Below are 19157 nucleotides of genomic sequence, written 5' to 3'. Positions count from 1 at the left end.
ACTGCAATGAAAGTAGCAATTGGCAGCGACCATGGCGGTTTTCGACTAAAAGAAGAAATTAAAACCCTATTAACTGAGCTTAAGGTAGATAACCATGATTTTGGTACATATACCTTAAGCTCAGTTGACTACCCCGACATTTCCCGTCAAGTAGCCGAAGCAGTGGCAAAAGGCGAGTATGAACGGGGCATTATTGTTTGCGGTACAGGCATTGGGGTTAGTATGGCGGCTAACAAAATAAAAGGGATCAGAGCCGCTCTTTGTAATGATGTCTTTTCGGCACAGATGTCACGCGAACATAATGACGCGAATATCCTGACAATGGGAGAACGCGTGATTGGCTCTGGTTTGGCCAGAATGATTGTTGAGGTATGGCTTAAAACTGAATTTGCCGGAGGACGTCACGCTTGCCGGGTGACCAAACTCATGGAGTTGGAAAAAGACTGCTAGTAAATTGGAGTGGATGATCGTGGACACAGACTTGGCAACGATCGGTCGCCAAACAATACAGGCGGCTGAAGAATTGATAAAAACAGCCCAGCTAAAGCCAGGACAAATACTGGTAGTGGGGTGTAGTACTAGTGAAGTTCAGGGGATGCACATTGGCTCCTATGGCTCTGAGGTAGTGGCGGCCCGGATTTTATCAAGTCTCTTAAAGGTTTGTTCCTGGTATCAGGTTTCCCTGGCGATACAGTGCTGCGAACATCTTAACAGAGCACTTGTTGTCGAACAGGCTGTAGCTGCTGAGTATCATCTCGAAGAAGTCACAGTCATTCCGGTGGCCAAAGCCGGTGGTTCGCTGGCGGCACAGGCTATGCGCGAATTTACCAAACCGGCGGTGGTGGAAACCATCACTGCCCATGCCGGCCTCGATATTGGCAGCACGCTTATCGGTATGCATATCAAGCGCGTGGCCATTCCTGTGCGTTTAACGCTAAAGCATATTGGACAAGCTTATCTGACGGCGGCTCATACCAGGCCCAAGCTAATCGGCGGTGTACGCGCTGTTTATGAATTATCCTAAAGAGAATTGCTTATTTTGGGGAGGAATATACATGACAATACTTGCTGGAGTAGATCCTGAAGTAAAAAAAGCTATTGACCTTGAATTAACCCGTCAGCAACATAAGCTGGAACTTATTGCGTCAGAAAACTTTGTCAGCAAAGCCGTAATGGAGGCACAGGGATCAGTACTTACTAATAAATATGCCGAGGGGTATCCCGGACATCGCTATTATGGCGGCTGCGAATGTGTTGATATTGTTGAGCAGTTGGCCATTGACAGGGCTAAAGAAATCTTTGGTGCCGAGCATGTTAATGTGCAGCCGCATTCAGGTGCGCAGGCTAATACAGCCGTGTATTTTGCGTTCTTGAAGCCTGGCGATACTATTTTAGGTATGAATCTTGCCCATGGCGGTCATCTGACTCATGGCAGCCCGGTGAATATTTCCGGACAGTACTTTAATGTAGTTGCCTATGGTGTTAATGAGGATACTCATCTTATTGATTACGACCAGGTAGCGGAGCTTGCTTATAAGCATAAGCCTAAGATGTTGGTGGCTGGTGCCAGCGCCTATTCACGAATTATTGATTTTGCCCGCCTGGGACAAATTGCCCGCGATGCCGGGGCGATGTTTATGGTGGATATGGCGCATATTGCCGGTTTAGTGGCAGCCGGTTTTCATCCCAGCCCGGTGCCATATGCCGATATTGTTACCACAACGACCCACAAGACACTACGCGGCCCGCGTGGCGGTATGATCCTGTGCCGGGCCCAATATGCCAAAGCCATTGATAAAGCCGTATTCCCCGGCATTCAAGGTGGACCGTTAATGCATGTAATTGCTGCCAAAGCAGTGGCTTTTAAAGAAGTACTTAGCCAGGAATTCCGTCTTTATCAGGGCCAAATTATAAAAAATGCCCAGGCTTTAGCCGAAAGGCTCAAACAAAAAGGGTTTACGCTGGTATCCGGCGGCACCGATAATCATCTGATGCTGGTTGATTTACGGACGCAAAATGTTACTGGTAAGCAAGCCGAACATCTTTTGGATGAGATCGGTGTAACAGTCAATAAAAATGCTATCCCTAATGACCCAGCCAGTCCTTTTGTGACAAGTGGTATCCGTATTGGCGTGCCCGCAGTTACTTCCCGCGGGATGGTAGAGGTCGATATGGTGGCAATCGGTGATATTATCGCTATGATACTGACCAACCCGGATGACAGCGCAGTACAAGATAAGGCGCGCTCGCTGGTGGCCAAGTTATGCCGCAAATACCCATTGTACGCATAAGTAAGGAGAAGATGATATCATGCAAGTAAAAATAATTGATCACCCGCTTATTCAACATAAACTTTCGCTCATTCGTGATGTTAGGACAGGAACCAAGGAGTTTCGAGAACTCTTGGAAGAAATTGCGATGCTCATGGCTTTTGAGCTGACCCGGAATATGCCTTTGGAAGAAACCCAAGTCGAAACGCCACTTACAACTTGTACTTGTAAAGTACTGTCAGGTAAAAAAATTGGTGTTGTACCGATTTTACGTGCCGGCCTAGGCATGGTAAATGGCATTATAAAACTTATTCCTGCTGCCAAGGTCGGGCATGTTGGTTTATATCGTGACGAGAAAACGCTAAAACCGGTGGAGTACTACTGCAAACTGCCGAAAGATGTTGATGAACGTGAACTTATTGTTATCGATCCTATGCTGGCTACCGGCGGCTCCTCAGTCGCGGCTATTGACCTCTTAAAAGCCAAAGGTGCCAAGAATATTAAACTAATGTGTCTGGTGGCTGCACCGGAAGGTATTAATTTGGTTAATGCCCATCATCCTGATGTTGAGGTGTATGTAGCTGCTGTTGACAGTCATCTCAATGAATACGGCTACATTGTGCCTGGGTTAGGGGATGCCGGTGACCGGATTTTTGGCACCAAGTAAACGGTTATTTTTTACTGGGGGCAGGAATACACTGTTAGTACATTGTTTGGCCAAGGGAGTAGAAGCGCATGAGTGAGAATCTGGAATTTACCCGACCGTCCTGGGATGAGTATTTTATGGAAATAACCAAGGTTGTTGCTACCCGCTCAACCTGTTTGCGTCGCCACATTGGGGCTGTGATTGTTAAAGATCGGCGTCTCTTAAGCACCGGCTATAATGGCGCGCCTTGTGGTTTGCCCCATTGTGGCGAAATTGGCTGCGTACGTGCTGTTAATCAGGTACCATCAGGCGAACGTCAGGAGCTCTGCCGGGGGCTTCATGCCGAGCAAAGTGCAGTAGTTCAGGCAGCTATGTACGGGGTTCCTATTCGTGATGCCACGATTTACTCGACCCATCAACCTTGTTCATCTTGTACCAAAATTCTTATAAATGCGGGCATTAAACGAATTGTCTATCAGTATAGCTATCCGGATAAACTCGCGGAACAGTTAATTGCTGAGGCCGGCATAACTTACGACTGCTTCGGCTAGGCAGTAAATAAGAGGAGAGTTCAATGGTAGAAGCTATTTATTTACCAAAACTTAATAATCTTACCCCGACACTGGATTCAACGCTGCTGAAGGCTATGGAAGAAGCCGGAGAATTAGCCCGTGCTGTACTTAAATTTATGTCCTGGGAGAAATTAAGTCCGGAGGAATTCGCAAATCAACCGTTGGCTTCAAGGTTACTTGCGGATGTTAAAGAAGAACTTTTGGATGTTGCGCAAACTTGTGTGACGATGATTTTTGTCATGGAAGACTACTTTGTGATTGATGCTGACAGCCTGATTGGCGAGCACCTTGCAAAATTATTGAATAAAGGCTATGCCTATGATAATAATCAAAGTTATCGCATCACTACGATACAAAACCGCTATGGCGGCAACTACAAATATATTAGTCTGCCACACCTTCAGATTACGGACGTCACACTGCTTACTACGGTGTGCAAAATTCAGGAAGAACTTGGCGAACTTACCCAGTTCCTTGGCAAACATGCCGGTGCATCAGGTGAACAAAATTGTCTTGCTGCCGATGAGGTTAACAAGGGAGCGGCTTTGGAGTTATTAGATGTAGCTCAATGCTGTTTTACGATGATGTATATTTTGGCTGAACGGTATGCTGTAAATATACCAGAGCTTGTTGAGGGACATGTGAATAAACTGCGTCGTAAAGGATATTGTCGGTAGTATTAGAGAATTACTATAATTGCAAGCATATTTCTCCATTTGCTGCGGATTGACAACTTTCACTCGGGGAGTTACAATTGGAGTTGTGTAGAAATGAGGTGTAAGCATATGCAAACCTATGTAGTGGCTTTTTCTGTTGCTTTGGCAGCAGCTTACTTTATCACGCCGCAGGTCAAGGAACTAGCCATTAAGGCAGGAGCTTTGGATGCCCCGGATGCCCGTAAAGTGCATACTACTCCAATTCCACGGATGGGTGGATTAGCAATATATTTTGGCTTTGTACTTGCTGTATTGTCCAGCATGCATATTAGCCATGAAATTTTAGGATTATTATTAGGTGGTACTGTTATTTTGGCTGTAGGTATTATTGATGATATGATCCAGTTGTCGGCTAAGGTAAAGTTGTTAGGTCAGATTATGGCTGCAGCTGTGCTAATACTATTTGATGTCCGGATTGAGTGGTTGACTAACCCTTTCGGTGATATGATTTATGTTAATTATCTGGCCATCCCGATTACCATTATGTGGGTAGTCGGATTGACCAATACGGTTAACCTAATTGATGGCCTGGATGGTTTAGCTGCCGGGGTATCGACAATTGCATCACTTACTATTTTGTTAGTGGCATTGGAACAAAATTTCTGGACAGTAGCTATTTTGACTGCCGCACTAGCTGGCAGTGCACTTGGTTTTTTGCAGCATAATTTTAACCCGGCCAAGATCTTTATGGGCGATACCGGCAGCATGTTTTTAGGATATATGCTGGCCGCTGTTTCCATATTAGGGGCTGTTAAAAGCGCGGCAACCATTGCGCTGATAGTTCCTATTGTGGCATTAGGGCTGCCAATTATGGATACTGCTTTTGCTATAATTCGCCGGTATATGAATGGCCGGCCAATTTTTAAGCCGGATAAGGGGCATTTGCATCATCGCCTGTTGGCTATGGGTTTAAGCCAGAAACAGGCTGTATTGTTGATGTATGTAATAAGCAGTTTTTTAGGCGTGAGTGCGATTGTGCTTACTGAAGTTAGCAAAGTATCAGCCGGGTTAATTGTTCTGGTCATTATTATTGTGGCCTGTCTTGGTGCCAAGAAAATTGGTGTGCTGAGTAATAATGATGGCGTGCTTAAACACACTGATTCAGTGAAAAGCCATTAATAGTGATTTTGAAATTGAATATGTAATACAAGGCGGGCAATTTTGCCCGCCTTGTATTTAGCAGCGGAAAAAGTGAAAAACGCCACTTGTTTCCAGCGGAAGGAGCTTTTTATGTCACGCATTAAAGTTATGACTGTCTTTGGCACTAGGCCTGAAGCCATTAAAATGGCACCTGTTGTACTTGAGTTAGCAAAGCATTCCGAATATATAACACCGCTAGTGGCAGTTACTGCCCAACACCGGGAGATGCTTGATCAAGTACTTGGTTTATTTAAGATTACGCCTAATTATGATCTGGACATTATGAGTCAGGGCCAAACCCTATTTGACATTACCTGCCGGGCCATGCAAGGCCTCAATCAGGTGTTGGCCGGGGAAAAACCGGATATTGTCCTGGTTCATGGCGACACGACGACGACCTTTGCCGGAGCACTGGCCGCCTTTTATCACCAGATTGTAATTGGTCATGTCGAAGCAGGATTACGTACCGGCGATAAGTATTCGCCATATCCGGAGGAAATGAATCGTAAGCTGACAGGTACATTAACTGATATCCATTTTGCGCCGACATCCACAGCCAGACAAAACCTACTGCAGGAAAACGTAGACCCTAAAACCGTATTTGTGACAGGTAATACCGTTATTGACGCGCTGAGGGCTACCATCGACTCTGCCTATAGATTTATTGACCCGCTACTGCAAAGCATTGACTACGACAGCAGGAAAGTTATCCTGGTTACCACCCATCGCCGCGAAAACCTGGGTGAACCTATGCGACATGTCTATCAGGCATTAAAAGCGATTGTTGATAGTTTTTATGATGTTGAAATTGTTTTTCCAGTCCATAAAAATCCCCTTGTGCGCCAAGTCGTTGAGGAAGAACTTGGCGGGCTCAGCCGCGTACATTTGATTGACCCGCTTGACTACCAGCCCTTTGCCAACCTCATGGCCAGATCCTATTTGATCCTTACTGATTCGGGTGGTATCCAGGAGGAAGCGCCGGCCCTTGGTAAACCAGTGCTGGTTTTACGTGATACGACTGAACGTCCGGAGGCAGTAACCTCTGGCACGGTTAAACTTATCGGCACCGATAAGGACCGGGTATATAATGAGACTCGGGAACTACTTGTAAATGACAAGGAATATCAGCGGATGGCAAGTGCAGCAAATCCCTATGGGGATGGTAAAGCTTCCAGTCGGATCGTGAATGCTATTTTGTATAGGTATAACTTGAGTTCAACGCTGCCAAATGAATTTAAGGCCAGTAGTAAAGAATAAAAGTGTTCTAAATTATGCAAATACGTGAAATTTTTATTGTTTTCTGTAACATAATAGCAGGAATTTTCACATACAGCATAGAATATATTGACAGGATACAGATTTATTGTTGCTTGATTGCTCTCCAATGATAACTAGCGAACATTTGGGTCATAATAAGCAAGTAGCTCGCAATATATAAGAGGTGAAGCTATGCCGGGAAAACCTGATGGGACATGGTCGGCGCTTAGTGTGGCAATGAACATTGGTCTTACTACGGTGGCTACGGTAGCGGTAGGGCTGTTTTTAGGTCGTTGGGCTGATAACTATTGTGGCAGTTTTCCTTGGTTCACTGTATCAGGGATTGTGCTAGGTATGCTGGCTGGATTATGGGCTACCTACAAAAAAATTGTCAAGTCATGAAGGGTGTTCTTTTTGCTCAAAATAGAGTTTTCTGATAACTATACCGGTCAAGTGCGGCGAACGTTACTGCACCTTTTGGCTTGGGGTTTATTTATAACCATTGGTGCTTTAGTATCAGGTAGAATATCCATTATACCTGGTTTATTGACTGGCTGGGCAGGCAGTTTGCTTTATTTTTTGCTCATGTGCCGCCGGGTAAAGAAAAGTGCCGAACTACCGCCTGGACAAGCAGTTGCATCGATGCGAACAGGTTGGTTGCTCAGGTATGGTTTTATGGTTTCGATGCTTGTTTTATCAGTTCATGTGCCGGGTATTGATTTTATGGCGGCAGTAGTGGGGTTATTCTCACTTCATATAGTACTTTTCTTGAATGCCGTATGCATTGTGGTTTCCGGACTTATAACAAATTTTGGAAAGTCCAAAATAAACTGATAGAAAGGAGTGAAAATGAATATGGGACATGGTGGAGGACATGAGATTGGTGGACATAAGCTGGCGCACTTTGCCGGACTTACCTTTAATATGGACACCTTAACTATGACGTGGTTGACTATGGCAATTGTCATAGTATTGGCAATTGTTGCTACTAGACGGGCAGCGATTGTTCCCCGAGGCTGGCAAAACTTCCTGGAAATGGCTGTTACCGCCTTGTTAGACCAGATTGATAACACGATGGGACCCAAAGGCCGAAAGTTGGCACCACTAATTATCACATTGTTCCTGTTCCTTGTTGTTGGCAATGAATTAGGCCTGGTGCCGGGATTTACCTCACCAACCAATGATATCAACACAACACTGGGGCTGGCTTTGATGGTTGTTATCCTGGTACATATTATCGGTGTTAAGGAAAAAGGAGCCGTTAGGTACGTTAAGCATTTTTTTGAGCCTTATATCCCCTTTGTTATTATCAACATTATCGAAGAACTGGCTAAACCGATTACATTATCCTTCCGTTTATTTGGCAACATTCTGGCAGGCGAGATTTTGCTCATTATTTTGGGTATGCTGGTGCCATATGTTATTCCGACAGCATGGTTGGCTTTCAGTGTGTTTGTTGGTGTTGTTCAGGCATTTATTTTTACCATGTTGTCCATGTCGTATCTGTCCAACTCATTAAAGAATGAGCATTAGTTTTTAGCTTACTCTGTAAATCAATAACTGAACAAACAAAAAGGAGGAGTTTTCTGTGGAACATGCTATTATTATTGCGGCTTCTGCGATTGGTGCCGGTTTAGCTATTGGCCTTGCTGCCATTGGTGCCGGTATTGGTGATGGTGCCGTAACCGCCAAGGCAATTGAGGGTATGGCAAGACAGCCGGAAGCAAAAGGAACTATTCTCGTAAACATGCTGATTTCCGTAGGTTTGATCGAGTCTATTCCTATTATTGCTGCTGTTATTGCAATTGTACTTGTATTTGCCAATCCGTTCATTAAGTAATCTAAGCGTTATCGGGCGACTGGCAGGATGCATTATGCCTTCTGTCAGCGCTCCCCTTATACGCCGGAAAGAGGAGGGGCCCTCAATTGGTTGATTTGAATGCGACGCTTATAGCGCAAATTATAAATTTTCTTATACTTGTAGCTATTCTAACAAAAGTGGCATATAAACCGCTGATGCAGGCGCTGGCTGACCGGCAGGCCAAAATTGCTGACAGTCTGGAAACGGCTGAACAGGAAAAGCAAGCTGCTGAGAAACTCAAGCAGGAATATCTTGCTCAACTGGCTGAAGCACGTACTCAGGCACAGGCTATTGTTGAAAAGGCCGCCAAGCTGGCTGAACAAACCAAAGAAGAAATTCTCAAAGAAGCCCGTGAAGAAAGTATTCGACTAGTAAAGGCCACCCAGGAAGAGATAGCCCGCGAACGCGAACGCGCCATTGCCGAGCTCAAAGGCGAGGTTGTAACGCTGGCCGTCGCAGCTGCTTCCAAAATTATCGCCCAGAACATTGACGAGCAAGCCAATGCCAAGCTTGTTGATGATTTTATCAATAAACTTGACGGCAAGGAAATTGGTGGTTTGCCATGCTAACCAATATGTTAGCGCTCAAATACGCGCAGGCCGTGTATGAACTTGCAAGTGAAAAGGCTATGCTGGACGTAGTGGAAAAACAGCTTAAGCTGGTAGAAGCCACCATTGCCGGACATGCTGATTTGGCTACACTTATGTACCATCCACTGGTACCGGCCCCGGCCAAAAAGGATACAATAACCCGTGTTTTTGCCGGAGATTTGGATGGTTTTGTCCAAAATTTTTTGTTACTTTTAATTGATAAACGACGGGAACCAGCGCTACCGGCCATTATTAGTGAATATACTCGCTTGGCCAATGAAGCCAGAAATATTGCCGAGGCCGAAGTCTTTACCGCCAAAGAACTCAGCACAGAACAGCTTGAGGCGCTAGCGGCTAGACTTAGCAAAGTTACCGGCAAAAATATTGTGCTTAAGACAACCTTGGACCAGGAACTTATCGGTGGAATTGTTGTCAAAATCGGTGATAAACTGATTGACGGCAGTGTACAGCGTCAGCTTAAAGCGCTGAAAGCGGCGCTACTCACTAATCAAGCCGTTGCAGTGTAATCTTTTTTAGTAGCTTATGGATAAGACTGCTTATGTCTTGAGCCGCCTTGCTGTAGACTTTATGATTGGGGTGACATACGAGATATGAAAATGAGGCCAGAAGAAATAACGGCCATCATCAAGCAACAAATTGAGAATTATCAGGTAGAATTAAATGTTGATGATGTTGGCACTGTTATCGAAGTAGGCGATGGCATCGCCCGGATTCACGGCCTGGAAAAGGCTATGGCCGGCGAATTATTAGAATTTCCGCACGAAGTATTTGGCTTGGTCCTCAACCTAGAAGAGGACAATGTCGGCGCTGTACTTTTAGGCGGTGAAATTGAAATTAAAGAAGGCGACAATGTTCGCCGGACCGGACGTATCATGCAGGTGCCGGTAGGGGAAGCAATGGTTGGACGGGTTGTCAATGCACTTGGTCAGCCTATTGATGGCAAAGGTCCAATTAATTCTACTGAGTTTCGCCCGGTTGAATACCGTGCTCCTGGTATTGCCGACAGACAGTCGGTTAAAGAACCGTTGCAAACAGGTATTAAGGCTATTGACTCCATGGTACCTATTGGCCGCGGCCAGCGCGAGCTCATTATCGGTGACCGTGGTACAGGTAAAACAGCTATTGCTGTTGATACTATTATTAATCAAAAAGGTCAAGGCGTAATTTGTATTTATGTTGCTATTGGTCAAAAGGCATCGACGGTTGCCCGTGTTGTAAAAACACTGGAAGAGGCCGGTGCCATGGAATATACCATTATTGTAGCCGCTACTGCCTCTGATAGTGCGCCACTGCAATACCTGGCACCTTATGCCGGTGTTTCTATGGGCGAATACTTTATGTATAAAGGCGGCTCTGTTCTCTGCGTGTATGATGACTTATCTAAACACGCTACGGCGTATCGTGCTATGTCGCTTTTACTTCGTCGTCCTCCCGGTCGCGAAGCTTATCCAGGCGATGTATTTTACTTACACTCCCGCTTGCTTGAACGGGCGGCTAGGTTGTCGAGCGATTTAGGCGGCGGCTCAATTACTGCCCTGCCAATTATTGAAACCTTGGCAGGTGACGTATCTGCTTATATACCAACAAATGTAATTTCCATTACTGACGGTCAGATATTCCTGGAAAGCGAGCTGTTCTACTCCGGTATTCGTCCGGCCATTAATGCAGGCCTTTCGGTATCCCGTGTTGGTGGTTCCGCTCAAATAAAAGCCATGAAGCAGGTTGCAGGCCGCCTGCGACTGGATTTGGCGCAATACCGGGAACTCGCGGCATTTGCCCAATTCGGCTCTGACCTTGATAAGGCCACTCAAGCGCAGCTTGATCGTGGACAACGGACAATGGAAATTTTGAAGCAGCCACAATATGCACCAATGGCAGTCGAAGAACAAGTGATATCCATTTACTGCGCTATTAATGGATATCTTGATGATGTGGCTATTGAGAATGTAACGAAGTTTGAACAAGACTTCATCAAGTTCATGCGCAGCAACTATGCCGAAGTGACTAAAACCATCAGAGAAAAGAAAAATATTGATACCGAGACTGAAGCCGTTCTTAAAAAAGCGATTAAAGAGTTTAAAGACACTTTTGTTAAAGTTGAAGCGGTGAGGTGATAATACATGGCTAGCGCCAGCGATATCCGTCGCCGTATCAAGAGCGTAAAAAATATTCAACAGATAACCAAAGCTATGAAAATGGTGGCTGCGGCCCGGCTGCGCCGGGCGCAGGAACGAGCCATTGCCAGTAGGCCTTATACCCAGAAGGTTAGAGAAGTATTGGCCAGTGTGGCGGCCAATGCCCGTGATGCCTCCCATCCACTGCTTGCGGTGCGGGAAGTAAGGCAGATTGGTTATTTGGTATTAAGTGCAGATAAAGGTTTGGCTGGGGCGTATTCATCGAACCTGATTAAAGAGGTTTTACCGCAAGTGCGCGGTAAAGATAATGCCAGATTGGTTACTGTTGGACGTAAGGCCCGTGACTATTTTAAGCGGCGGGGTTATACCATTGATGGCGAGTACACCGGCTTTTCAGAAAGACCATCCTATCAGGATGCTGCTGCGTTGGCACAATTCATGGCTGATAAATTTGCAACAGGTGAGTATGATGAAATTTATTTGTCATATACTCATTTTTATTCGCCGATTAATCAGCAGCCAACAACAATTAAGCTATTGCCGGTAGCCGAAATCGGTGCAGGGGAAGAAATGACCCAGACTGAGTACATTTTTGAGCCGTCAGCTAATGAGGTTCTTAGTTTACTCTTACCGCGTTACCTGGAAACAGTTATTTACGGAGCTCTTTTACAAGCGGCTGCAAGCGAGCTGGGTTCCCGTATGACTGCCATGGGGTCGGCTACTGATAACGCACAAGAACTCATTTCCAAACTGACCTTAAACTACAATAAAGTTCGTCAGGCCACCATTACCCGGGAAATTTCCGAGATCGTGGGCGGCGCAGAGGCACTTAAGTAGAGGGTTCTAAGAAGTTAAGGAGGGGAAACCCCGTGAATATCGGTAGAATTATACAAGTTATCGGTCCTGTTATTGACGCTGAGTTCCCCCCGGAAAAACTGCCTGCCATATATAATGCTGTCACAATTGACGAAACAGTTGGCGATGTTCATGTTAAGCTGACTGCGGAAGTAATGCAGCACCTGGGCGACAATACCGTCCGTTGCGTAGCTATGTCTTCTACGGACGGCCTTACTCGTGGCATGAAGGCAGTAGATACCGGGGCGCCAATTAAAATTCCGGTTGGTAAAGGCACATTAGGCCGGGTATTTAACGTACTTGGTGAAACAGTAGATAAAAATCCGGAGCCAGTAGTTGCTGATGATTTTTGGCCTATTCATAGGCCGGCACCGGCGTTTGAAGACCAGGAAACATCTACCCAAATACTGGAAACAGGCATCAAGGTTGTTGACCTGATTGCTCCTTATGCACTTGGCGGTAAAATTGGTCTGTTTGGTGGTGCCGGTGTAGGTAAAACTGTACTGATTATGGAGCTTATCCGCAACATCGCCACAGAGCATGGCGGCTACTCCGTATTTGCCGGTGTAGGTGAACGTACCCGTGAAGGGAACGACCTGTGGAATGAAATGATTGAATCAGGCGTTATTGATAAGACGGCGCTTGTTTACGGTCAGATGAATGAACCACCCGGAGCCAGAATGCGGGTAGGTCTTACCGGTCTTACTATGGCCGAATATTTTCGTGATATTGCCGGGCAAAATGTGCTGTTGTTTGTAGATAACATCTTCCGCTTTATCCAAGCTGGTTCCGAGGTTTCGGCGCTCTTAGGGCGGATGCCGTCGGCGGTAGGATATCAGCCTACTCTGAGCACAGATGTTGGTGCATTGCAAGAGCGGATTACCTCAACCAAAAAAGGTTCCATTACCTCAGTACAGGCCGTATATGTACCTGCTGACGATTTGACTGACCCGGCACCGGCGGCAACTTTTGCCCATTTAGATGCCACTACAGTTTTGTCCCGTCAAATTTCTGAGCTTGGTATTTATCCTGCTGTTGATCCGCTGGATTCCACGTCCCGGATTATGGACCCGCATGTACTGGGCGAAGATCACTACCAGGTTGCTCGCGGTGTTCAGGAAGTGTTACAGCGATATAAAGAATTGCAAGATATTATTGCTATTTTGGGTATGGAAGAATTGTCTGATGACGACAAGCTGACTGTTTCCCGGGCTAGAAAGATCCAAAAATTCCTCAGCCAGCCGTTCTTCGTAGCCGAAGCATTTACAGGCACTCCTGGTAAATACGTACCGCTCAAAGAAACTATTCGGGGCTTTAAAGAAATCTTGAGCGGGAAATATGATGATTTGCCGGAAATGGCTTTTTATATGGTAGGAACGATTGAGGAAGTAGTGGAAAAGGCTCAGAAGATGAAGGGGGAATAATACATGGCCAATAAAATTCGGCTGGATATTGTTACTCCTGATCGGATGGTTTATTCCGCAGACGTCAATATGGTTATTGCCAGAGCCACTGACGGTGATCTGGGTATTCTTCCCGGTCACGCACCCTTAATTGCCGGTCTTGAGATCTGGCCGCTGAGAATTCAGACAGACGAAGGCGAGAACTTGTTTTCCGTATGTGGCGGCTTTATTGAAGTTCGTCCTCAAAAGATAACTGTGTTGGCAGGTTGCGCTGAGTTGCCGGAAGAAATTGATATTGACCGTGCCGAATCTGCCAAAGACCGTGCCGAGAGACGTCTAAGGGAAGCTCAAGCCGCGACTGACATTGATGTTAGGCGGGCTGAAGTGGCACTAAAACGAGCTTTAGTGCGTCTTAGGGTTGCAGAGAAAAAAATGTAATAGTTGTGAGAAATAAAGGATTGTGACGCTAGCGTTACAATCCTTTTTCTTACTCACCATAATTTACATGGAATAACCGGCCTAAATACTGGCAAAAATGAAAGTAAAGGCTTTATTTTAAATAATTATAGGACTAGGAGCTCTTGCTTTAGCTACCACGGTAATGATAAACTAGGTTAGGGAAATTTGAATTGTACTTACCGCTGTGGTGGGAGGAAATTTTGTGGAAAAATTAATTGTTCGAGGGGGCAAACGGCTTTCTGGCACAGTAAAAGTCAGCGGAGCTAAGAACGCAGTGCTGCCGGTAATTGCGGCAACATTGCTCGGGACAAGTCCCAGCACATTAGAAGAAATACCAGATTTAGAAGATGTGCGCACAATTGCCGAGGTGCTTACGCACTTGGGTGCGGCGGTTAAAATTGAACCAGGTGCGTTTTATGTTGATAGTACTACTATAACAACCTGCGAAGCCCCATATGAGCTTGTACGGAAAATGCGAGCATCTTTTCTGGTTATGGGGCCACTCCTAGCGCGAGAAGGCTGTGCGAAAATTTCGTTGCCTGGTGGCTGTGCAATTGGCACTAGGCCAATTGATCTACACTTAAAAGGGTTTGAGGCATTAGGCGCTGAAATAGTAATGGGCCATGGTTTTATTGAAGCTAAAGCGCCGCAAGGCTTAAAAGGGGCGCGAATATATCTGGATTTTCCCAGTGTTGGCGCTACCGAAAATATTATGATGGCCGCAAGTATGGCCAAAGGTCAAACTATTATTGAGAATCCGGCAGAAGAGCCTGAGATTGTAGACTTGGCCAATATGCTCAATCATATGGGCGCTAATGTCCGGGGTGCTGGCACCAAAATGATAAGAATCGAAGGTGTCCGCGAGTTAAAAGGCGCTTGTCACTGTATAATTCCTGATCGGATTGAAGCTGGTACCTATATGGTAGCGGCTGCGATCACAGGGGGCGATGTTTATATAGAGAATGCCCTGATTGAACATTTAAAACCAGTGATTGCCAAGCTAAAAGAAGCTGGGGTTACCATTGAAGAAGATGTAAATGGCGTAAGAGTCTGCAGTAATGGCAGCATTCGTGCTGTTGACATTAAAACCTTACCGTATCCTGGTTTTCCAACCGACATGCAGGCTCAATTTATGGCTCTAATGACGGTGTCCAAAGGTACAAGTATTGTCACCGAAACTGTCTTTGAAAATCGGTTTATGCATGTTGATGAACTGAAACGGATGGGTGCGTCGATCAAAATTGACGGGCGCAGTGCGGTGGTAGAGGGGGTATCATCCCTTACCGGTTGCCCAGTGAAAGCTACTGATCTTAGAGCAGGGGCGGCGCTTGTGCTGGCAGGATTGGTTGCAGAAGGGCAGACCGAGATTGGCTATATCCATCATATTGACCGTGGCTATGACAAATTAGTGGAAAAATTCCGTAGTATTGGTGCAAATATAGAACGAGTAGATTGCTAGTCATATCGCTGAACTAATTATAATATATAATATTCTAGCTTAAAGAAGTTTACATGAGCCGGCAAGTGGGTGTAACCTAACTTTGACGCATAGTATATAATAAACGCAAGCGAGATTGCTTCACTATATTGGAAATGACCTAGGGGGAATATGATTCACTGGTCATTTCCAGTATCAGCAAAGCAATCTCGCTTTAGGTTTTTCACTTACCCTTTTTGCTCATAGCAGGCAGCTTGTTTGCATAGTATGAATATAGGCTAGTTTGCTAAAGAAGGTGAGTTGGTGAGGTATATAGCCATCGTCAGCATATTGCTGGTGATTGTCTCAGTAATTGCAGTTCCATCGATCGTGGTGCTGCTAAGCTCGTATGACACAAACCGGGTGGCAGTTAATCAGTCAACTGTTTTGCGGGGTGAAGATATTACCATAAAAGTATATATGCATGATAGTAATCAGATTGTATCTATGAATCTTGAAGATTATGTAAAAGGAGTAGTTGCTGCCGAAATGCCTGCTGAGTTTGAAGTTGAAGCACTCAAGGCACAAGCTGTAGCAGCACGCACCTATGCGGTAAAGCATATGGAGATATTTGGAGGTACAGGCGCGGGCGATCATCCTGGGGCCGATGTCACCACAGACCATAAAGATAGTCAGGCTTGGTATAATGAAACTAAGCTAAAAGAAAATTGGGGAACAAATTATGATAAGTATTGGCGTAAAGTTTGCACAGCAGTAGATCAGACACAAGGACTGATAATTACCTACCAGGGCGAACCCATTAACGCCGTATTTCATTCCACGAGTGGGGAACGTACCGCAAGTGCCAAGGAGGTATGGGGATTCGATTATCCCTATCTACAAAGTGTGGCCTGTAGTTGGGATCAATCGTCGCCGCGATATCAGGATACCAAAGAAATATCGTTTGCTGAACTAGAAGCGCGCTTAGGCACAGATGCCGGTATTATGGCAACTGCTCAGAGCGGAGGAAGTGCCGGGGTTGCCAGCATTATTGATTATACCGACTCAGGAAGGGTCAATAAGGTAAGAATTGGGTCTAAAACGTTGACCGGGCTTGAAGTTCGCCAGCAATTGGAGTTGCGATCAGCAAATTTTAATGTCCAGGCAGCTAATGATAAATTGATATTTAGAACAATTGGCTATGGGCATGGGGTTGGCTTGTGTCAGTATGGGGCTAATGGGCAGGCAAAGCAAAATCGCGATTTCAGGCAAATTTTGACATACTATTATACCGGGACAGCGCTAAAAAATATTTTTGGCTCCTAAAGAAGGTGCTATATTTAGACACGAATGGGCATACTAACCATGAGGTGAGTATATGCCTGGAAGAATTTTCGCTAAGATAAGACGCCCTGGTTATGTAGGGCAGGCAGCAACAGCGGGAATGCTGCTAACAATAGCGGCGTTGCTTATGTTTGCCGTTATTAGTACCTTGGAACCGGTGGCAAAACCGCCAGTAGCTAAAAAAGCGCCGGTATCAGAAACTTTGCAACAGGCCCAGTCTCCAGTTCCTGCTAACATTGCTCCAGCTTTGCCGGCATCTCAGCCGAACTCCGGCGTTTCTGCGTCAGTAGAAGTAGAAAACAATGCAGCCGCCGATAGTCAAGTTATTAGCGAGCTATGGAACGGTGTAATCACGCAGAAATTTGGCTGGCAGTTTCATCCCCTATACCAGGATTGGCGATATCATAATGGTGTTGATATCGCTGGGGGTGAAGGGAAAATCGTGCCAGCGCTGGTAAATGGTAAGGTAATTGAAATTTATACTGACAAACAATATGGGCTTACAGTAGTCGTAGAAAGTGACAACTATCTAATTTACTATAGCTCACTTGCCAGCGTTGCTGTGCAGGAAAATACGGTAATAAAAAGAGGCAGACCAATCGGTTCAATGGGGATTACCCTGTCTGAGCCCGAGCCACACCTGCACTTGGCGGTCCAGACAAAGGACAAGCAAGAGTATCTTGCTCCTCACGAAATATTTCCCAATATCCCGGAGTAAAATAGAAACATTCTCACAGCTCCTCTGCACACAGCAAAGCTAGTCGTAATGATTTACGAGTGCTTGGCTTAACCAGGGGGGCTGTCTTTTGTAAGTTGAAAGCCATAAAGTTGACCGGAGTTATTGTGGAAAATTTAAAAATCACATATTCTGCTTCCCTCAGATACCGCATATACATGGTAGCAAAGAGTTAAAAGGACGGGCGCGAGGGGGAAGAGAATGGATGAAAGAATACATTCGCAAGCGGGTGCTGGATATATGCAATCACATCATGGAAACAAAACATACAGTACGCCAGGCAGCCACGGTTTTTGGGGTAAGCAAGAGTACGGTTCACAAAGATATGATTGAGCGTCTACCAGAAATAAATAAACGATTGGCTGCCAAGGTGAAAAATATTCTCGAAATGAATAAGGCTGAACGCCATATTCGCGGTGGTGAAGCTACCAGGAAAAAATACAAAGAAGAAAAAGAAGATAACAGTTGTAAATAAAAAGGATTGAGGTTTAAAAGATAGCAAAAAATAGAGGACTTTTAAATTATATGTAGAAATATTAATACACTTGTGATTATCTTACTGCCACCTCTTTTTTTCTTTTAAGAATAGTAGGACAAGTTTTGAGCAGGCATAAGATAGGTTGAAAGGGGATTGGAATTTTACATGTTTGGATCTATGGATATTGGCGTCGATTTGGGAACAGCCAACGTTTTAGTATACATAAAAGGAAAAGGTATTGTACTACGGGAACCTTCGGTGGTGGCAATTGACCGCGACAGTAACCGCATTTTGGCGATTGGCGAAGAAGCGCGCCGGATGCTGGGGCGGACACCAGGCAATATTATTGCCACTCGTCCTATGCGTGAGGGTGTCATTGCCGATTATGATACTACTGAAAGTATGCTCAGACACTTTATTCAAAAAGTAGCTGGCAAGAATTACTTCTTTAAGCCCCGAATTATGGTTTGCATTCCGTCCGGGGTGACTACAGTAGAAAAACGGGCTGTACTGGAAGCTGCTATGCAGGCAGGTGCCAGTAAGACCTATCTAATTGAGGAACCACTGGCTGCCGCTCTTGGCGCAGGACTTGAAATTGCGGAACCGTGTGGTGCTATGGTTGTTGATATCGGTGGCGGTACCACTGATGTGGCTGTACTCAGCCTTGGCGGTATTGTGGTTAGTGAATCGCTGCGTATTGGCGGCGACAAATTTGATGAAGCGCTTATTCGCCATGTGAAAAAAGAGTACAATGTTTTGATTGGTGAGCGTACGGCTGAGGAAATAAAAGTTGCTATTGCCACCGCTTATCCTAATGGCCGTAACGAAACCTTGGAAATACGCGGTCGTGATTTAGTATCCGGTTTGCCAAAAACCCTGCGTGTGAATTCGGCTGAGACGCGGGATGCCTTGGCTGAGCCGGTAGCGCTCATTGTCGAATGTGTTAAATCGGTGTTGGAAAAGACACCGCCTGAATTAGCTGCTGATATTGTTGATCGCGGGATTGTAATGACTGGCGGTGGTTCGCTTATTCATGGGCTGGACAAGCTAATCAATCAGGAGACCGGTATTCCTACCTATTTAGCTGAGGATCCTTTGTCTTGTGTAGCGTTAGGGACCGGAAAGGCACTGGATTCACTGGAGAGCCTGCAGGATACATTGACAACGCTCAAAAAAGGCAATCTGACCGAGTAAAATCTAATAGTAATAGGTGTTAAGAAACCGGAGAATATTTACGATAATATGAAAAGAGGTGAT

Annotated in this window: 23 protein-coding genes; all 23 read left to right on the top strand. The window is 45.4% G+C overall.

Annotated elements, in window-relative coordinates; translation table 11 throughout:
- The first annotated feature begins 6 nt into the window (after positions 1-6).
- The 23 genes from rpiB to mreB all read left to right on the top strand — a co-directional run bounded on the left by rpiB (position 7) and on the right by mreB (position 19094).
- Positions 7-450 (top strand): ribose 5-phosphate isomerase B, encoded by a 444-nt coding sequence (gene rpiB, locus AC1ECB_RS17615; protein ID WP_021169364.1) that lies wholly within the window; start codon positions 7-9, stop codon positions 448-450.
- Positions 451-469: 19 nt separating this feature from the next.
- Positions 470-1024, top strand: coding sequence for a TIGR01440 family protein (locus tag AC1ECB_RS17610; RefSeq protein WP_485664996.1), 555 nt, complete (start codon positions 470-472; stop codon positions 1022-1024).
- Between the two features lie 31 nt (positions 1025-1055).
- Positions 1056-2291 carry a serine hydroxymethyltransferase gene (locus AC1ECB_RS17605; RefSeq protein ID WP_485664995.1) on the top strand — a complete coding sequence of 412 codons (1236 nt, stop codon included), beginning with the start codon at positions 1056-1058 and terminating at the stop codon, positions 2289-2291.
- A 19-nt stretch (positions 2292-2310) separates the two neighbouring features.
- Positions 2311-2937 carry a uracil phosphoribosyltransferase gene (gene upp, locus AC1ECB_RS17600; RefSeq protein ID WP_021169361.1) on the top strand — a complete coding sequence of 209 codons (627 nt, stop codon included), beginning with the start codon at positions 2311-2313 and terminating at the stop codon, positions 2935-2937.
- Between the two features lie 68 nt (positions 2938-3005).
- Positions 3006-3467, top strand: a complete 462-nt coding sequence (locus AC1ECB_RS17595; protein WP_485664994.1) for a deoxycytidylate deaminase — start codon at positions 3006-3008, stop codon at positions 3465-3467.
- A gap of 23 nt (positions 3468-3490) precedes the next feature.
- Complete coding sequence (locus tag AC1ECB_RS17590) at positions 3491-4165, top strand: nucleoside triphosphate pyrophosphohydrolase family protein (RefSeq protein ID WP_485664993.1); 675 nt, start codon at positions 3491-3493, stop codon at positions 4163-4165.
- A gap of 108 nt (positions 4166-4273) precedes the next feature.
- Complete coding sequence (locus AC1ECB_RS17585; protein WP_485664992.1) at positions 4274-5323, top strand: glycosyltransferase family 4 protein; 1050 nt, start codon at positions 4274-4276, stop codon at positions 5321-5323.
- A gap of 111 nt (positions 5324-5434) precedes the next feature.
- Positions 5435-6601 (top strand): non-hydrolyzing UDP-N-acetylglucosamine 2-epimerase, encoded by a 1167-nt coding sequence (wecB, locus tag AC1ECB_RS17580; protein WP_485664991.1) that lies wholly within the window; start codon positions 5435-5437, stop codon positions 6599-6601.
- 192 nt (positions 6602-6793) lie between these two features.
- Complete coding sequence (locus AC1ECB_RS17575; RefSeq protein WP_485664990.1) at positions 6794-7003, top strand: AtpZ/AtpI family protein; 210 nt, start codon at positions 6794-6796, stop codon at positions 7001-7003.
- Positions 7004-7015: 12 nt separating this feature from the next.
- Positions 7016-7435 carry an ATP synthase subunit I gene (locus tag AC1ECB_RS17570; RefSeq protein WP_485664989.1) on the top strand — a complete coding sequence of 140 codons (420 nt, stop codon included), beginning with the start codon at positions 7016-7018 and terminating at the stop codon, positions 7433-7435.
- 21 nt (positions 7436-7456) lie between these two features.
- Positions 7457-8134, top strand: coding sequence for a F0F1 ATP synthase subunit A (gene atpB / locus AC1ECB_RS17565; protein ID WP_485664988.1), 678 nt, complete (start codon positions 7457-7459; stop codon positions 8132-8134).
- A gap of 55 nt (positions 8135-8189) precedes the next feature.
- Entirely contained in the window at positions 8190-8441 is a 252-nt protein-coding gene (gene atpE / locus AC1ECB_RS17560) for a F0F1 ATP synthase subunit C (RefSeq protein ID WP_021169353.1), read from the top strand.
- An 86-nt stretch (positions 8442-8527) separates the two neighbouring features.
- Positions 8528-9031 (top strand): F0F1 ATP synthase subunit B, encoded by a 504-nt coding sequence (gene atpF, locus AC1ECB_RS17555; RefSeq protein ID WP_485664987.1) that lies wholly within the window; start codon positions 8528-8530, stop codon positions 9029-9031.
- Complete coding sequence (locus AC1ECB_RS17550) at positions 9025-9579, top strand: F0F1 ATP synthase subunit delta (RefSeq protein ID WP_485664986.1); 555 nt, start codon at positions 9025-9027, stop codon at positions 9577-9579. The genes atpF and AC1ECB_RS17550 overlap by 7 nt, the downstream gene beginning before the upstream one ends.
- Before the next feature lie 84 nt (positions 9580-9663).
- Positions 9664-11187, top strand: a complete 1524-nt coding sequence (gene atpA / locus AC1ECB_RS17545; RefSeq protein ID WP_485664985.1) for a F0F1 ATP synthase subunit alpha — start codon at positions 9664-9666, stop codon at positions 11185-11187.
- Positions 11188-11193: 6 nt separating this feature from the next.
- Positions 11194-12045 carry an ATP synthase F1 subunit gamma gene (atpG, locus tag AC1ECB_RS17540; RefSeq protein WP_485664984.1) on the top strand — a complete coding sequence of 284 codons (852 nt, stop codon included), beginning with the start codon at positions 11194-11196 and terminating at the stop codon, positions 12043-12045.
- 32 nt (positions 12046-12077) lie between these two features.
- The gene (gene atpD, locus AC1ECB_RS17535; RefSeq protein ID WP_485664983.1) at positions 12078-13487 is read left to right on the top strand and encodes a F0F1 ATP synthase subunit beta; all 1410 of its coding nucleotides are present in this window, start codon (positions 12078-12080) and stop codon (positions 13485-13487) included.
- Positions 13488-13490: 3 nt separating this feature from the next.
- A complete protein-coding gene (locus tag AC1ECB_RS17530; protein ID WP_021169347.1) occupies positions 13491-13904 on the top strand; it encodes a F0F1 ATP synthase subunit epsilon in 414 nt (137 codons plus the stop codon).
- A 223-nt stretch (positions 13905-14127) separates the two neighbouring features.
- Positions 14128-15384, top strand: a complete 1257-nt coding sequence (gene murA, locus AC1ECB_RS17525) for a UDP-N-acetylglucosamine 1-carboxyvinyltransferase (protein ID WP_485664982.1) — start codon at positions 14128-14130, stop codon at positions 15382-15384.
- 282 nt (positions 15385-15666) lie between these two features.
- Positions 15667-16668: a stage II sporulation protein D gene (spoIID, locus tag AC1ECB_RS17520; RefSeq protein WP_485664981.1), complete on the top strand. Its 1002-nt coding sequence runs from the start codon at positions 15667-15669 to the stop codon at positions 16666-16668.
- A 52-nt stretch (positions 16669-16720) separates the two neighbouring features.
- Positions 16721-17404 (top strand): M23 family metallopeptidase, encoded by a 684-nt coding sequence (locus AC1ECB_RS17515; RefSeq protein WP_485664980.1) that lies wholly within the window; start codon positions 16721-16723, stop codon positions 17402-17404.
- A gap of 223 nt (positions 17405-17627) precedes the next feature.
- The gene (spoIIID, locus tag AC1ECB_RS17510; protein WP_485664979.1) at positions 17628-17897 is read left to right on the top strand and encodes a sporulation transcriptional regulator SpoIIID; all 270 of its coding nucleotides are present in this window, start codon (positions 17628-17630) and stop codon (positions 17895-17897) included.
- A gap of 168 nt (positions 17898-18065) precedes the next feature.
- Complete coding sequence (gene mreB / locus AC1ECB_RS17505; RefSeq protein WP_021169342.1) at positions 18066-19094, top strand: rod shape-determining protein; 1029 nt, start codon at positions 18066-18068, stop codon at positions 19092-19094.
- Positions 19095-19157 lie beyond the last annotated feature (63 nt).

Source organism: Sporomusa sp. 246TCP1, from assembly GCF_057319775.1.
This window is presented reverse-complemented; position numbering and strand designations above follow the sequence as displayed.

Bases quoted from the DNA above. Each gene is read 5' to 3' on its own strand.
- atpB (WP_485664988.1), top strand. From the start codon at position 7,457: ATGGGACATGGTGGAGGACATGAGATTGGTGGACATAAGCTGGCGCAC.
- AC1ECB_RS17595 (WP_485664994.1), top strand. From the start codon at position 3,006: ATGAGTGAGAATCTGGAATTTACCCGACCGTCCTGGGATGAGTATTTT.
- atpG (WP_485664984.1), top strand. From the start codon at position 11,194: ATGGCTAGCGCCAGCGATATCCGTCGCCGTATCAAGAGCGTAAAAAAT.
- AC1ECB_RS17605 (WP_485664995.1), top strand. From the start codon at position 1,056: ATGACAATACTTGCTGGAGTAGATCCTGAAGTAAAAAAAGCTATTGAC.
- wecB (WP_485664991.1), top strand. From the start codon at position 5,435: ATGTCACGCATTAAAGTTATGACTGTCTTTGGCACTAGGCCTGAAGCC.
- upp (WP_021169361.1), top strand. From the start codon at position 2,311: ATGCAAGTAAAAATAATTGATCACCCGCTTATTCAACATAAACTTTCG.
- AC1ECB_RS17590 (WP_485664993.1), top strand. From the start codon at position 3,491: ATGGTAGAAGCTATTTATTTACCAAAACTTAATAATCTTACCCCGACA.
- AC1ECB_RS17575 (WP_485664990.1), top strand. From the start codon at position 6,794: ATGCCGGGAAAACCTGATGGGACATGGTCGGCGCTTAGTGTGGCAATG.
- AC1ECB_RS17515 (WP_485664980.1), top strand. From the start codon at position 16,721: ATGCCTGGAAGAATTTTCGCTAAGATAAGACGCCCTGGTTATGTAGGG.
- AC1ECB_RS17530 (WP_021169347.1), top strand. From the start codon at position 13,491: ATGGCCAATAAAATTCGGCTGGATATTGTTACTCCTGATCGGATGGTT.
- rpiB (WP_021169364.1), top strand. From the start codon at position 7: ATGAAAGTAGCAATTGGCAGCGACCATGGCGGTTTTCGACTAAAAGAA.
- AC1ECB_RS17550 (WP_485664986.1), top strand. From the start codon at position 9,025: ATGCTAACCAATATGTTAGCGCTCAAATACGCGCAGGCCGTGTATGAA.
- atpA (WP_485664985.1), top strand. From the start codon at position 9,664: ATGAAAATGAGGCCAGAAGAAATAACGGCCATCATCAAGCAACAAATT.
- mreB (WP_021169342.1), top strand. From the start codon at position 18,066: ATGTTTGGATCTATGGATATTGGCGTCGATTTGGGAACAGCCAACGTT.
- spoIIID (WP_485664979.1), top strand. From the start codon at position 17,628: ATGAAAGAATACATTCGCAAGCGGGTGCTGGATATATGCAATCACATC.
- AC1ECB_RS17585 (WP_485664992.1), top strand. From the start codon at position 4,274: ATGCAAACCTATGTAGTGGCTTTTTCTGTTGCTTTGGCAGCAGCTTAC.